The organism is Acidimangrovimonas pyrenivorans (assembly GCF_042643245.1).
In the GTDB taxonomy this organism is placed as follows: domain Bacteria; phylum Pseudomonadota; class Alphaproteobacteria; order Rhodobacterales; family Rhodobacteraceae; genus Acidimangrovimonas; species Acidimangrovimonas pyrenivorans.
This window is the reverse complement of sequence record NZ_JBHRSK010000004.1, coordinates 1,170,560-1,184,873: the sequence shown is the minus strand read 5'-3', so window position 1 is coordinate 1,184,873 and position 14,314 is coordinate 1,170,560. Positions and strand designations below refer to the sequence as shown.

11 protein-coding genes are annotated in these 14,314 nt (G+C 68.7%); 8 read left to right on the top strand and 3 right to left on the bottom strand.

The genetic code is table 11. The features are described 5' to 3' along the window. Nucleotides 1-91 precede the first annotated feature (91 nt). Together feoB and ACFOES_RS08630 are read right to left on the bottom strand one after the other, a co-directional pair. Nucleotides 92-1,975: a ferrous iron transporter B gene (feoB, locus tag ACFOES_RS08635; RefSeq protein ID WP_377832833.1), complete on the bottom strand. Its 1,884-nt coding sequence runs from the start codon at nt 1,973-1,975 to the stop codon at nt 92-94. A 7-nt stretch (nt 1,976-1,982) separates the two neighbouring features. Beyond that, a complete protein-coding gene (locus ACFOES_RS08630) occupies nt 1,983-2,258 on the bottom strand; it encodes a FeoA family protein (RefSeq protein ID WP_377832832.1) in 276 nt (91 codons plus the stop codon). Between the two features lie 518 nt (nt 2,259-2,776). Between ACFOES_RS08630 and ACFOES_RS08625 the strand changes: the two genes are divergently transcribed. The 7 genes from ACFOES_RS08625 to ACFOES_RS08595 all read left to right on the top strand — a co-directional run bounded on the left by ACFOES_RS08625 (nt 2,777) and on the right by ACFOES_RS08595 (nt 12,914). Continuing rightward, on the top strand, nt 2,777-4,837 hold the full coding sequence (locus ACFOES_RS08625; RefSeq protein ID WP_377832831.1) for an ATP-binding protein: 2,061 nt from the start codon (nt 2,777-2,779) through the stop codon (nt 4,835-4,837). 10 nt (nt 4,838-4,847) lie between these two features. Next, on the top strand, nt 4,848-8,441 hold the full coding sequence (locus ACFOES_RS08620; protein WP_377832830.1) for a CHASE domain-containing protein: 3,594 nt from the start codon (nt 4,848-4,850) through the stop codon (nt 8,439-8,441). A gap of 192 nt (nt 8,442-8,633) precedes the next feature. Next, a complete protein-coding gene (locus ACFOES_RS08615) occupies nt 8,634-10,214 on the top strand; it encodes an ATP-binding protein (protein ID WP_377832829.1) in 1,581 nt (526 codons plus the stop codon). 89 nt (nt 10,215-10,303) lie between these two features. Next, nucleotides 10,304-10,693, top strand: coding sequence for a response regulator (locus tag ACFOES_RS08610; protein ID WP_377832828.1), 390 nt, complete (start codon nt 10,304-10,306; stop codon nt 10,691-10,693). A 206-nt stretch (nt 10,694-10,899) separates the two neighbouring features. Beyond that, nucleotides 10,900-11,889, top strand: a complete 990-nt coding sequence (locus tag ACFOES_RS08605; RefSeq protein WP_377832827.1) for a response regulator — start codon at nt 10,900-10,902, stop codon at nt 11,887-11,889. Between the two features lie 20 nt (nt 11,890-11,909). Continuing rightward, nucleotides 11,910-12,269 (top strand): Hpt domain-containing protein, encoded by a 360-nt coding sequence (locus ACFOES_RS08600; RefSeq protein ID WP_377832826.1) that lies wholly within the window; start codon nt 11,910-11,912, stop codon nt 12,267-12,269. A 114-nt stretch (nt 12,270-12,383) separates the two neighbouring features. Then, nucleotides 12,384-12,914: a DUF2478 domain-containing protein gene (locus ACFOES_RS08595; protein WP_377832825.1), complete on the top strand. Its 531-nt coding sequence runs from the start codon at nt 12,384-12,386 to the stop codon at nt 12,912-12,914. Between the two features lie 21 nt (nt 12,915-12,935). On the opposite strand, the gene ACFOES_RS08590 is transcribed toward ACFOES_RS08595, so the two are convergent. Further along, entirely contained in the window at nt 12,936-13,247 is a 312-nt protein-coding gene (locus tag ACFOES_RS08590; protein WP_377832824.1) for a DUF6476 family protein, read from the bottom strand. Here ACFOES_RS08590 and ACFOES_RS08585 point away from each other — a divergent pair. After that, complete coding sequence (locus ACFOES_RS08585) at nt 13,246-14,298, top strand: RluA family pseudouridine synthase (protein WP_377832823.1); 1,053 nt, start codon at nt 13,246-13,248, stop codon at nt 14,296-14,298. The genes ACFOES_RS08590 and ACFOES_RS08585 overlap by 2 nt on opposite strands. Nucleotides 14,299-14,314: the final 16 nt, after the last annotated feature.

The window sequence follows — 14,314 nt, the reverse complement described above, 5'->3', positions numbered from 1 at the left end:
AGGGGCTTCTTGTCTTCTTCTTTGCCCAAATACTCCACGGGGGTCCGGGGGTGTGAAACCCCCGGCCTCGGCCCCGATCCCGGCCTCAGCCTCAGCCGGCGCCGAGCGCCAGGGCGATGTGGTAGGTGAGGAAGGAAGCGGCGTAGGCCAGCGCCAGCATGTAGCCGAAGGTCAGCCACATCCAGCGCGCGCCGCCGGCCTCGCGCCGGATCACGGCCAGTGTCGAGGCGCATTGCGGCGCGAAGATGTACCAGACCAGGAAGGACAGCGCCGTCGCCAGGCTCCAGTGCTGGGCCAGGGCGTGGCCGATCGCCTGGGCGGTGTCGCCGCCGCCCTGGATGGCGTAGACCGTGCCGAGCGCGGCCACCGCAACCTCGCGCGCGGCCATGCCCGGGACCAGCGCGACGGCGATCTGCCAGTTGAAGCCGATCGGCGCCAGCAGCGGCTCGATCAGGTGGCCGATCATCGCCGCGAAGCTGTAGAAGATCGCCGGCCCCTCGGCCCCTGCCGGGGCGCCGGGGAAGGTGGCCAGCACCCAGATCACCACCATCATCGAGAAGATCGTCGTGCCGGCGCGGCGCAGGAACATCCGCGCCCGGGTCAGCAGGCCGATGGCGACGCCCTTGAGCCGGGGCAGCTTGTAATCGGGCAGCTCCATCATGAAGGGCGGGGCGGGATCGCGGCGCCAGAACAGCAGCTTGGCGACGAAGGAGACGGCCAGCGCGCTGACGATGCCGGCGGCGTAGAGGCCGAACATCACCAGCCCCTGCAGGCTGAACAGCCCGGCGACCGTGCGGGCCGGGATGAAGGCCGAGATGATCAGGGTATAGACCGGGATCCGGGCCGAGCAGGTCATCAGCGGCGCCACCAGGATCGTCGTCAGCCGGTCGCGGCGGCTGTCGATGACCCGCGCCGCCATGATCCCGGGAATGGCGCAGGCGAAGCTGGACAGGAGCGGGATGAAGGCGCGGCCGTGCAGTCCGGCGCCGCCCATGATCCGGTCCATCAGGAAGGCGGCCCGGGCCATGTAGCCGAGGTCTTCGAGCAGCAGGATGAACAGGAACAGGATCAGGATCTGCGGCAGGAAGACCAGGACGGAGCCGACCCCGGCGATGAGGCCGTTCTCGATGAAGCTCTGGAACAGGCCGGGTGGCAGCAGCTGGTGGGTGGCGGCGCCGAGCCCGTCGAAGCCGGCCGAGATCAGGTCCATCAGCGGCTGGGCCCAGGTGAAGACCGCCTGGAACATGACGAAGAGCAGCACCAGCAGGATCGCCAGCCCGGCGACCGGGTGCAGCAGCACCGCGTCGATCCGCGCGGTCGTGCCATGGGGAATGGCGGGCGTGCGCACCGTGCGGGCGATGATCCGGTCGACCTCGCGCTGGGCGGTCCGCAGCTCGAGAACGCCGGGTTCGCGCCAGGCATTCTCGGCCGGGGCGGGCAGGCCGGCGGCGGCGATCTCGTCGAGCCGCGACCAGAGTTCCGCCATCCCGACCTTGCGCACCGCCGTCGCCGTGACCACCGGCAGGCCGAGTTCGCGCGACAGCTCCGCGGTGTCGATCTCGATGCCGCGGTGGCGGGCGATGTCGATCATGTTGAGGATCACCAGCACCGGCCGGCCGGTCTGGCGCAGCTCGCGCGCCAGCCGCAGGCCCATGCGCAGGTTGGTGGCGTCGACGACGGCGAGCAGCAGGTCGGGCGCCGTTTCGCCCGGGCGGTGGCCGAGGACGATGTCGCGCGTGACTTGCTCGTCCGGGCTGCGGGCGCGCAGCGAATAGGTGCCGGGCAGGTCGGTGACGTCGAAGCTGTGGCCGCCGGGGGTGCGGGCGGTGCCGGTCTTCCGTTCCACCGTGACGCCGGCGTAGTTGCCGACCTTCTGGCGGCTGCCGGTCAGGGCGTTGAACAGGGCGGTCTTGCCGCAATTGGGCGCGCCGACAAGGGCCAGGCGCGGCACCGGCAGCGGAGCGAAATCAGCCATGGATGCCTCAGCGGGTCAGGATCGCCATCGCCTCGCGCCGTCGTAGCGCAACCGTGGCGCCGTTGACGCGGATCGCGATCGGGTCGCGGCCGAACAACCCCTCGTGCAGCACCGAGACGGTGGCGCCCTCGACGAAGCCGAGCTCGATCAGGCGGCGTTCGATCTCGATCGCGGGCAGGCCGGGATGGCCCTCGGAAACCTCGATGCGGTGGATCGAGCCGGCATAGCCGCGCGCGGCAAGGCCGAGCGGGAAAGGCTGATCGGGTTGCACTGCAATGGTCATGGCGCATCGACTCCGTTGGCGCCGTCCCGGGGGCGGCTTTCTTGTTGATATACGGGCGGCGGACGGCTTTGCAATAAGAAACCGAGTTAATTAGTCAAGTTTGGGTGAGCCCTTTCGTCCCTGTCGGGGCGCATGACGGCGGCCCGCGGGGCGCTGCGGAGGGGGTGCCGGGAAGCAACAGAGTGTTTCCCAAATGCCATGGTCGGCAAATTTGCTTGCGCGAATTCGCCGAACAAGCAAGTGTTACACGCAGCTGTGGGTTGAGCCTCGGGGCGCGGCGCGCGGCGGAATGCGCTGGTGGTCGGTGAGTGTGTCCAGGTAGTCGGTAGCGCGAGCGGGCGGGGGGGCTTGACGGCCCGCCGGCCCGAAGGATCGAGCAGGGCGGGGTCAACCGGGCGGAACAAGGCCGGGGATGTCGCGCAAGAAGAACAACAAGACGTCGTCGCAACAGGGCGGCACCGAGGACCGTGGCGGATTTGGGGAAGAGGCAAGGGAAGTACAAGAGGCCGCCCTCTGCGGTGCGGTCCTATCTGGCTGTACTCTTGCCGGTCGCGGTGCTGCTGCTGGCAGGCGCCGTCCATCTCGAAAGCGCCCGGACCCAGGCCTATCGGGCCGAGCTGCGCACCGGGCTGACCGATCAGCTCGACGCCCAGCGGGCGCAGCTGGAAAGCCGGCTGATGGGGCTGTCGCTGATGATGCGCGGGCTCGAGGCGGCGATCGACGCGGCGCCCGACATGTCGCAGGAACGCTACAAGGCGCTGGCCAGCGTGATGATCCGCAATCATCCCGAAATCATCAACATCGCCGCGGCGCCCGACCTGGTGGTCAAGTATGTCTACCCGCTGGCGCCCAACAAGTCGCTTCTGGGCCTGTCCTACGACCAGCTGTCCGGCCAGCGCGCGGCGATCGAGCTGGCGCGCAAGAGCGGCCGCACGGTGGTCGACGGGCCCCTGCCGCTGCTCCAGGCCCGCCAGATGGGCTTCATCCTGCGCGCGCCGGTCTTTCTCTCGGGCGCCGACGCGGTTGCCGGCAACGGAACCGGGGCAGGCGCCGCCAAGGGCGACCGGTTCTGGGGCATCATCTCGCTGGTGATGAACGCGCGCGACTTCTATCTCAGTGCCGGGCTGTTCAACCACGACGCGCAATTCGACATCGCGCTGCGCCGCAAGGCGGGGCCGGGGCGCGTCGGCGAGGTGTTCTTCGGCGACCCGGCGGTGTTCGACCAGCAGCCGGTGATCGACGAGATCCTCCTGCCCGAGGGCCGCTGGGAGCTGGCGGCGGTTCCTGCGGGCGGCTGGCCGGTCCATGCTCCCGATTACCTGCGCAGCCGGTTGGTGATGGCGCTGCTGGCGCTGGTGATCCTCGGCCTGTCGGCGTTCAGCCTGCACCAGTTCCGCAGCCAGCGCCGCGCCAAGCAGCGGCTGCTGGGGGCGATCAATGCCATCAATGACGGTTTCGCGCTTTACGACGCGCAGGACCGATTGATCCTGTGCAATCAGAAATACCGCGACCTCTACAAGAAATCGGCGGATACCATGGTGCCGGGCAACACCTTCGAGCATATCCTGCGCGTCGGTGTCGCCCGCGGCCAGTATCCCGAGGCCGAGGGGCACGAGGAGGCGTGGATCGCCCAGCGGCTGGAGTGGCATCGCCGCGCCGATGCCGAGCTCGAGCAGCAGCTTGCCGGCGGCCGCTGGCTCAAGATTGCCGAGCGCCATACCGAGGACGGCGGCACCGTCGGCTTCCGCGTCGATATCACCGAGCTCAAGCGGGCCAAGGACGCGGCCGAACATGCCAACAAGGTCAAGGCCGAGTTCCTGTCGGTGCTCAGTCACGAATTGCGCACGCCGCTGACCGTCATCCTGGGCTTCGCCCGCTTCCTCTCCGACGACAAGATCTCGCCGGCGCTGCGGGCGCTGCGCGGCAATCTCGAGGCCGGGGCCGATGTCGATGCCGCGGTCCGGGCGCGGATCGACGACTACATTGCCGAAGTCACCAAGCGCGCCGGGCGGATCGAGCAGTCGGGCAACCACCTGCTGCAGCTGATCAACGACCTGCTGGACTTCTCGAAGATCGAGGCCGGCCGGATGGAGATGGAAGCAGAGGTGCTTCCGCTGGCCCTGCTGACCGACGACGTGATCGAGCAGTTGCGCGGCGCCGCCGAGGCCAAGGGCGTGGCGCTGATCTCGGATGTCGGCGACGTGGCCGCCTATGCCGACCCGATCCGTACCCGCCAGGTCCTGTTCAACCTGATCGGCAACGCGGTCAAGTTCACCGACGAGGGTCATATCCGCGTCACTGCGCGGCGCGAGGGCGACTTGGTGGCGGTCTCGGTCGCGGATACCGGCTGCGGCATTCCCGAAGACAAGATCGAGCATGTCTTCCTCGAGTTTCAGCAGGCCGATTCCTCCTCGACCCGGCGGGCCGGCGGCACCGGGCTTGGCCTGGCCATCGCCCGCCGCATCGTCGAGATGCATGGCGGCCGGATCACCGCGGTCAGCCGCCCGGGCGAGGGCAGCACCTTCACCTTCACCCTGCCGGCGGGCGACATGCGCTCGGCTTCTTTCTGTGCAGCATAGGGACCGGGTCGTGCGCTGGCGCAGCTTCGAGCAGACGGGCCCGGGCACGGGCCGGAGCGGACAGCGGGCGGGGGCCGGGCGCTGGGCCGGCCTGCGCCTGCCCGAACTGACCTGGCCCTGGCTGCTGCTGGCCGGCTCTTTCGTCCTCTTCGGCTGGCTCGAGGTGGCGATCCGTCCGGTCACCAGCCAGGCGATGCCGATCGCCGCCTGGGGTGTGGCACTGGGCGGTGGTCCGGCGGCCGCGGCACTGCTGATGCGCGGTCCGCGGCTGTGGCCGTCGATCATGGTCGGCGTCATGGCCGGGCAGGCACTGCTGCACGGTTACGGCGCCGGCGGTCCGCCGTCGCCGCTGATGCTGCCGGGCGACCTGGTGATCGCCGCCGGGGCGGTGCTTCAGGCGATGGCGGCGGCCAGCGTGTTGCGCCGCCGTTTCGGCCTGCCGCTGGAATTCTGCAACCTGCGCAGCTTCGTGGTCGCGCTTCTGCTCGCCGGGCCGTTGGCCGGGCTGATCGGCGTCTCCGCGACGTTGCTCAGCGCCCTGTTGCAGGGCATCGCGCTGTCGCCGCTGCTTGTCGCCGAGGCCGCGGTCCGCTGGGTCGTTGGCGCGGTCGGCGTCTTCGTGCTGATGCCGCTGACGCTGCTCAATCCCTGGACCCGGCCGGGGCTGGTGATCTGGCTGGGCAGCGCCCTGCCGCGCTTCCGGCTGCGCGCCTTCGGCTACCTGATGCTGTCGCTGCTGGCGGCGGTCTCGCTGTGGATGCTGGCGGCCGTGGTGATCTGGACCGGGGCGAAGCAGCAATTCGACAGCCTGACCGAGGACAGCCTGCGTGCGATCGAGCGCCGGGTAACGCAATCCGAGTTCAGCCTCGACGCCGCGACGGCGCTGTTCTCCGCCTCGGACCGGGTCACCAGCGTCGACTGGCGCCGCTTCGTCGCCGGGTTGTCGGCCGGATCGCACCTGCCCGGCGCCAGCGGCATCGGCTATGTCGAGGTCGTGCCGCGCGGCCGGCTGGACGACTACCTGAAAGCGGTGCGGCTGGAGGACGGTCTCGACCTGACGCCGCATCCCGACCCGTCCGCGGCGACCGGAGCGGCAGCCAAGCGGCCCCTGTTCCTCACCCGCTTCATCGCGCCGCTGGCGAAGAACCCCGGGGCGCTGGGACGTGACCTTGCGGCCGATACCGGCCAGCGGCTTGCGGCGATCCAGGCGCGCGACAGCGGCAAGCCGGTGCTGTCGCGGCCGGAGACAGGCCCCGACGGCGCCGACGGTCCGCGCTTCCTGCTGCTGCGCGCCGTCTATTCCACCGGCACCGTGCCCGGCAGCCTCGAGGCCCGCCGCGCCACCTTCCGCGGCTGGGTCTACGCCCCCTTCAGCGGCAGCGGCCTGCTGTCGGGCCTGACCGTGAGCCAGGGGCGCGACCTGCGCATCCAGGTCCGCGACGTCTCGGCCGGCAGCGACATCTACGCCAGCCCCGCCCCCCGGGAGGCGGGGTTTGCCCCCTCTTTCCGCAAGGTCACCGTGCTGCCGGTCTATGGCCGCAGCTGGTCGATCGCCTGGACCAGCACGCCGGCCTTCGAAAGCGGTCTGCATACCCGCGGCCCGGCGCTGCTGCTGGTCGGCGGGCTGGCCTTCACCATGCTGCTGGTGATCTTCCTTTTGTCGACGGCGCGGCGCGAGGCGCTGGTCCGGGCGACGGTGACGCGCAAGACGCGCGAGATCGCCGCCCAGGAGGAACAGACCCGCTCGATCATCGAGACCGCGGTGGTGATGATCGCGCTGCTCGACGGCGACGGGGTGATCCTGACCGCCAACGACGCGATCGGCCGGCTGTTCGGCTATGCCCGCGAAGAACTCGAGGGCATGGCCTTCACCGACCTGCTGTCGGGCGAGACGACGGATTACTTCAACCGCTCCGACAATCCGCATGACACCACCGGCTTCCGCGGCATCGTCAAGACGGTGTCGCGCAACGGCGCGGCGCTGGCGCTGGACATCCAGATCCGCGCCTGGCTGACCGGGGCGGGCAAGCGGCGCTACACCGTGGTGATGGGCAACGTCGCCGAGCGGCTGCGGATCGAGGCCCAGCTGCGCGACACCCAGTACCGGCTCGACGTCGCGCTCAAGGGCGCCAATATCGGCGTCTTCGACGTCGATCTGGAAACCGGCGAATCGATCGTCTCGGATACCTGGAAGATGCTGCTGGGCTTCCCGCCGCAGGCGATGATCGACGCCCAGGCGGAATGGCGCGCCCGGGTCCATCCCGAGGACCTGCCGGTGGTCGAGAAGAGCGACGGCGACTGCATCGACGGCGTCACCGAGCGGTCGGACACGATCTACAGGCTGCGGGCGCTGGACGGAGGGTGGCGCTGGATGCGCTCGGACGCGGTGGTGGCCGAGCGCGACACCTCGGGCCGGGCGCTGCGGCTGATCGGCGTCCAGATGGACATCACCGAACAGAAGAAGGCCGACCAGGCCAAGAGCGAATTCGTCTCGACCGTCAGCCACGAGCTGCGCACGCCGCTGACCTCGATCAACGGCTCGCTCAGCCTGGTGCTGAACACGATGGCCGCGAATATTCCCGACCGGGCGTTGCGGTTGCTCAACATCGCGCAGAAGAACTGCGACCGGCTGATCCCGCTGGTCAACGACATCCTCGACCTCGAGAAATTCGCCTCCGGTCGGGTCCAGTTCAGCTTCAGCCAGGAGAATATCTCGCAGCTGGTGCGCCGCGCCCTCGTCGACAACAAGCCCTATGCCGACCAGTTCGGCGTCCGCCTGCGCCTGGTGCATAACGAACCCAAGGCGACGGCCACGATCGACGTCAACCGCTTCCAGCAGGTGATGGCCAACCTGCTGTCCAACGCCTCGAAATTCTCGGAACGGGGCGGCACGGTCGAGATCGCGATCGAGCGCGAGGGCGGCATGCTGAAGATCTCGGTCACCGATACCGGCAAGGGCATCCCGCCCGAATTCCGCAGCCGCATCTTCCAGCCCTTCTCGCAGGCCGACAGCTCGGCGACGCGCGAAAAGGGCGGCACCGGGCTCGGGCTGAACATCACCAAGCAGATCATCGAGCGGATGGGTGGGCAGATCGATTTCGTCTCCGAGCCGGGGGTGAGGACCACCTTCTGGTTCACCCTGCCGCTCGAGGGGGCCGCGGCCGCCCCGGCCGCCCGGGAAAGGGCGGCGCGCGACGGGGCAGAGGCGGTCCCGGGCGCGGCAAGGCCCCTGCCGCGCATCCTGCATGTCGAGAACGACACCGATTTCGCCGAGATCATCGCCGCCTCCTTCGGTCGCCAGGCGGCGCTGGTCCATGCCGAGCGCCAGACCGATATCGCCGAGGTGATCGGCAACGGCCGCTACGACCTGGTGATCCTCGACTCCGCCCAGCCCGATGGCGCCGACGCCCGGCTGATCGACCTGGTCCGCCAGGCCCAGCCGGGGACGCCGCTGATCGCGCTCACCGCCAGCGACAAGACCGTGGTCGATCCGCGTATCGATCGCGTGATCATCAAGTCGCGCACCCGATTCGACGAGATCGTCGCCGTCTGCCTCGACACGATCAGCAGCCGCAAGGCGACCGCGACCGCCAGCCGGGCCTGAAGAATGACATCATTTTTCAACGCATTCGTTACAAATTCCGCCAGTGCCCCAATTTCTGCCGCAACCGGACCCATTCTTGCCATGCCGGGCTGACAGTGTCGCCGCAGTTAGGGATGGTCCCGCGGGCAGGGATGGGAGCGCTGCCCAAGGGAATGTGTTGAAAAGTGAGCCTTCGGGCGAAAGGAACGCGTCATGGTTGGATTGAGGGAGAGCATTCTTGCCGGGCTTTTCGGTCCCGATTTTGCCGGAACCGCCGACTGGATTGCCATCCTGGCCCTTGCTGCGGCCCTGCTGATCGTGCTGGTGCGCAGCTTCACCCTGGTCCGGGTTCAGACCCGCCAGCTCGATCTGCAGGAAGGTGAGCTCGAACTGCAGCGCCGGGCCCTGGCCGCCCACGCGATGGTGAACATCTCGGATGCCGAGGGGCGGATCACCTATGTCAACGAAAACCTGATGGCGACGACGGGATTCTCGTCGCAGGACCTGCTCGGCACGCGAGCCCGCGACCTGCTGCTGGTCAAGGAGGCCCTGCGGCCGGGCGAGGTTTTCGCCGCGGTGGCGGCGGGCAAGATCTGGAGCGGCGAAAGCCAGCTGTGGCGCAAGGATGGCGGGATGCTCTGGACCCGCACCACGATCGTTCCCCAGCTGTCGCCCGAGGGCAAGCTGGTCAAGGCGATCTCGCTGCGCACCGACATCACCGAAACCAAGTTGCGGCGCGAGGAGGGCCCGATCCGGGCCATGTTCGACCAGTTGCAGGACGAGGTCTATGTCTTCGCCACCCAGGATTTCAAGCTGCATTACCTCAACAAGCGGGCGCGCGAATTCCATGGCTGGACCGAGGACGACTATCGCGGGCGCACGATCGCCGACACCACCGACAGCTTCGATCCCGACGGCTTCCGCGCCCGCGTCCAGCCGGTGCTGGACGGCGAGACCGAGGCGATGATCTACGAATCCCATCTCAACGGCCGGCCGGTCGAGATCAACATCCAGCTCGAACATGGCTGGGACGGCCCCCCGCGCTTCGTCGCGGTGGTCCGCGACATCACCCAGCGCAAGCAGGTCGAGATGGCACGCTCGGCCTTCGTCGCCACCGTCAGCCACGAGCTGCGCGCGCCGCTGACCTCGGTCAAGGGCGCGCTCAAGCTGATCTCCTCGGGCGCCACCGGCGCGATTCCGGACAAGCCGAAGGCGATGCTGGGGCTGGCGCTGCGTAATGTCGACCGGCTGATCGAGCTGATCAACGACCTGCTGGATCTCGAGAAGCTCGACGCCGAGCACGGCGAAGTGAGCCGCGAGCCGCTCGACATGGTCGAGCTGGTAGATGAAGCGATCGCGGCAAACGACTGTTACGGAAAGGAATTCGGAATTCGCCTCAAGGCGCGTCCGATGCCCGCGCGCCTGCCGATGAGCGGAGACAAGAGCCGCCTCTTGCAGGTGATGACGAACCTGATGTCGAACGCGATCAAGTTCTCGCGCGAGGGCGGGGAGGTCGAGGTCGGGCTCGAGGATCGCGGCGATGCGGCGCTGATCTCGGTCATCGATCACGGCATCGGCATTCCGTACGAGACCCAGCCACGGCTGTTCGAGCGTTTCGTCCAGGCCGATACCGAGCACCATCGCAAGCATCCGGGCACCGGCCTGGGGCTCAGCATCGTCAAGACGATCGTCGAGAAACACGGCGGTCGCATCCACTTTGTCAGCGAGCCGAATGTCGGCACGACCTTCTATGTCGAATTGCCGAAACAGGAGCGGATTGAGAAAGCGGCGTAGCCAAGAGCGCGATTTTGTGCGATTGGCAACGGGGGAGATGAGGGAGGCGGCGCTGCGGCGTCGCCTGTTTTTGAAAGGATTCCGCAGCCATGGCCGAATTGCCGAAAGTCATGCATGTCGAGGACGACATGGATATCCGCGAGATCGCTCTGATTGCTCTGGAGACGGTTGGCGGGCTGGATGTCGTGCAATGCGAGTCAGGCGCGCAGGCGCTGGAAATGGCGCCGGTCGAGAAACCCGACCTGTTCCTGCTCGACGTGATGATGCCGGGCATGAGCGGCGACGAGACCCTGCTGGCGCTGCGCCAGATGCCCGAATTCGCCGACACCCCGGCGATCTTCATGACCGCCAAGGCGCAGCAATCCGAGGTCGACCGCCTGCTCGAGATGGGCGCGCTGGACGTGATCACCAAGCCCTTCGACCCGATGACCCTGGCCGAGGAAATCCTCGCCATCTGGCGCCGCGGCGCCGGCGCCTGAGCGGCCCGGACGCGCCTTCCGCCTGCCGGGCCGGAAGACGGACCTGCCCGATCCGCGCCATGCATGTTCCCAGCAAATCCTTTCCCTCGCCACGAAAATGCCCATTTCCACCAATACTCCTTAGAGTTGTTGGTCCCCTGGAATGAACCCGCGGGACCGGTGGAAGCCGCCCGTGGCGGGCTCGGCGAAGGAATGATGGGTGGCACATGCGTATTCTTGCTGTCGATGACGACGAACTGATCCTGGAGATTCTGGTCGAGGCGATGGCCGCGAGCGGGCACAGCGATGTCACCACCGCGACCTCGGCCGAGGAGGCCTGTCGCATCATCGCGGCCGCCGAATCGCCTTTCGACTGTTTCCTGCTCGATATCCAGATGCCCGAGATCACCGGCATCGACCTGTGCCGGGCGATCCGGAAGATGCCCGGATACAGCAGCACGCCGATCATCATGGTGACGGCGATGTCGGAACGACAATACATCAACGCGGCCTTCGCGGCCGGGGCCTCGGACTACGTCACCAAGCCGTTCGACGCGCTCGAACTGGGCGCCCGGGTCAACATGGCCGAGCGCCTGGTGCAGGAGCAGAGCCGCGCCAACGAGAGCAGCTTCGCCGCCCGCACCCTGCGCCAGGAGCTGGAAGAGCAGCGCCGCGTGGTGTTCTCGGAGCCGATGACCATCGAGGGCGTCGACGGCGCGATCGGGTTGCTGAACCTCGAGAACTACCTGCTGCAGATGTCGCGCGGCGGGCTGTTCGCCACCAACATCTTCGCCATCAAGCTCGAGAATGCCGAGAAGCTCTATGCCCGCAGCACGCCGTCGGATTTCCGCTACCTGCTGACCGACGCGGCCGAGGCGATCACCACGGCGCTGCAGACCAAGGAATTCTTCATCGCCTATGCCGGCGGCGGCGTGTTCGTCTGCGCCCTGCAGGGCCGCGAGATCGAGACCAAGGACGTCTTCGAAGAGGCCGCCAACGCGGCGCTGTTCGAAATGGAGCTGACCGACAGCCGCGGCAACCCGCTCGATGTGGCGCTGCATTTCGGCGATCCGATCCGGGTCGGCATGCTGCGCTCGGGCTCGGCCGCGGTCGAGGCGCTCTATGTCGCTATCGAGCGGATCGAGGACGAGTTCCGCTCCAAGGAGCTGCGCAAGCCGGTGGCGCGGGCGCCGTGGCGCCGGCTGCTGGTGGGCTGAAGCCGGGAGGGGGCTGACGGATGACGATGATGGCGGACGACGCCCAGGCGGTGCTGCAGGCCAAGCTGCAGGCGATGCGGCCGCGCTTCGTGGCGGCAGTGACCGAGCGGCTGGGCACGCTGGAGGCGCTGCGCGACCGGCTCGACGAGGAACCCGAGGACGGCGACGCGATCGCCGCCCTGACCCATGGCGCGCACAAGCTGGCCGGGGTGGCGGGCATGTTCGGCGCCGCCGATCTGGGCGACTGTGCCCGCGAAGCCGAAAACGCGCTCGAGGCGCTGATGGCCGCGGACGAGGTCGACGAAGAGCAATATGGCGACGCGCTCGACCTGGTCGACGACCTGCTGGGCGAGATGGCGCTGATCGTCAACGAGGGCTGAAACGAGGGCAGAGGCGGCGACCACGCGGGCGCTTGGGCGGCGCTGGCCCCTTTCCCGAACCGCGCGGATATGGCATCACCGGAGCCTGGCCCGGGCGGGCCGTTCGGGACCGGCATGACCATAGCCTATATCACATCGAATGAACGTGGACGCACCGACCGGGTGCTGGCCGAGATTGCCGCGCGGCTGGCGGCCGAGAACGTGCGCCTCGCCGGGGCGGTGCAGCGCAACAGCCGCGCCCCCGGCGCCGGCAAGCACGCGATGGACCTGGAACTGCTGCCGATGGGCGACCGGCTGCGGATCTCGCAGGATCTGGGCCGCAAGGCCACGGGCTGCCGGCTCGATCCCGGCGCGCTGGAAGAGGCCGTGGGCAAAGTCGGCGCGGCGATGGGCGGGCCGGTGGACCTGGTGATCCTCAACAAGTTCGGCAAGCACGAGGCCGAGGGCCGGGGCTTCCGCGCCCTGCTGGCCGAGGCGGCGATGGCCGAGATCCCGGTGCTGATCGGCGTCGGCGGGGGCGAGGGCATCCGCGACGCCTTCGAAAGCTTCACCGGCGGGCTGGCGACGCCGCTGCCGGCCGATATCGACGCCGTGCTGGACTGGTGCCGGGAACGGCTGCGGCAGGGCGGCGCGGCGGCGGAGTAGGGCCGGGCTGGCGTTCGGGTCCTACTCCGCCGGCCCCAGCGGATAGCGATGGCGCAGCTTGCCGGTCAGGGCGTCGAAGACCAGAATCTCGTTCTTCGCGGTGACGATGGCGATCCAGCCCTTGCCCTTGGTCACCGCCTCGGCCTTGGTGCCGTCGGGCAGTTGCAGGCTGGTCGGGATCGAAAGATCGTTCGCCGGATCCGGCATCCGGATGACAAGCAGGCCGATCAGGGTTATCAGGCCGACGATCATGGTGACGGTCAGCACGATCACCAGCCACTTCAACAGCCGCAGCGAAGGGGGCAGCCCTTCCGCCCCGGGAGCCTCGTTCATGTCGCCGTTGTCCACCGTGCTCACCGTAACCATCCAGGCCGATCCGCCCGACCGCCTTGATAAGGCGCTGGCCCGCGATGTGCCAGAGGCGGCGGCGCTGTCGCGCTCGCGCCTCGCCCGGCTGATCGGGGAAGGGGCGGTGAGCCGCGACGGTGCGCCGGTCACCGACACCAAGGCCAGGGTGGCCGAGGGCGAGTGCTACGCGATCCGGCTCGAACAGGCGGCCGAGGTCGAGACCACGGCCGAGGACATCCCGCTCCAGGTGGTGTGGGAGGATGCCGACCTGATCGTCGTCAACAAGCCCGCCGGCATGGTGGTGCACCCGGCGCCGGGATCGTCCTCGGGCACGCTGGTCAACGCGCTCCTGCACCATTGCGGCGACAGCCTGTCCGGCATCGGTGGCGAGAAGCGGCCGGGCATCGTCCACCGTATCGACAAGGATACCAGCGGCTTGCTGGTGGTCGCGAAATCCGACCGCGCCCATCACGGGCTGGCGGCGCAGTTCGAGGCCCACACGGTGATGCGCCATTACCTGGCGCTGGTCCACGGCGTGCCCGAGGCCTCCGACCCGCGGCTGCGCGGGTTGCGCGGGGTGCGGTTCGAGCAGGCCAACGTGCTGAGGATCGCCACCCAGATCGGCCGCCACAGGACCGACCGCCAGCGCCAGGCGGTGCTGGAAAGCGGCGGCCGCCACGCGGTGACCCGGGCGCGGGTGGTCGAACGCTTCGGCCAGCCGGCGGCGGCGGCGCTGGTCGATTGCTGGCTCGAGACCGGGCGGACGCACCAGATCCGGGTCCACATGGCCTATGCCGGTCACGGCCTGATCGGCGACGCCACCTATGGCGGCAGGCGGAAGCTGTCCCCGGCGGCGGTGGGCGAGCAGGCGGCCGAGGCGGCGCGCGATTTCCCGCGCCAGGCGCTGCACGCCGCGACGCTGGGATTCGTCCACCCGGTAACCGGGGAGGAACTGGCCTTCGAGGCGCCGCTGCCGGCCGACATGGCGGCGCTGTTGGCGCTGCTCCGCGCCGCACCGCGGCACAATTCGGCGTGAACGCGCAAAAACCTGC

Excerpts from the sequence above, each read along its gene's own strand:
- ACFOES_RS08630 (WP_377832832.1), bottom strand. The coding sequence starts at position 2,258 with ATGACCATTGCAGTGCAACCCGATCAGCCTTTCCCGCTCGGCCTTGCC.
- ACFOES_RS08585 (WP_377832823.1), top strand. The coding sequence starts at position 13,246 with ATGTCGCCGTTGTCCACCGTGCTCACCGTAACCATCCAGGCCGATCCG.
- feoB (WP_377832833.1), bottom strand. The coding sequence starts at position 1,975 with ATGGCTGATTTCGCTCCGCTGCCGGTGCCGCGCCTGGCCCTTGTCGGC.
- ACFOES_RS08595 (WP_377832825.1), top strand. The coding sequence starts at position 12,384 with ATGACCATAGCCTATATCACATCGAATGAACGTGGACGCACCGACCGG.
- ACFOES_RS08605 (WP_377832827.1), top strand. The coding sequence starts at position 10,900 with ATGCGTATTCTTGCTGTCGATGACGACGAACTGATCCTGGAGATTCTG.
- ACFOES_RS08610 (WP_377832828.1), top strand. The coding sequence starts at position 10,304 with ATGGCCGAATTGCCGAAAGTCATGCATGTCGAGGACGACATGGATATC.
- ACFOES_RS08600 (WP_377832826.1), top strand. The coding sequence starts at position 11,910 with ATGACGATGATGGCGGACGACGCCCAGGCGGTGCTGCAGGCCAAGCTG.
- ACFOES_RS08590 (WP_377832824.1), bottom strand. The coding sequence starts at position 13,247 with ATGAACGAGGCTCCCGGGGCGGAAGGGCTGCCCCCTTCGCTGCGGCTG.
- ACFOES_RS08615 (WP_377832829.1), top strand. The coding sequence starts at position 8,634 with ATGGTTGGATTGAGGGAGAGCATTCTTGCCGGGCTTTTCGGTCCCGAT.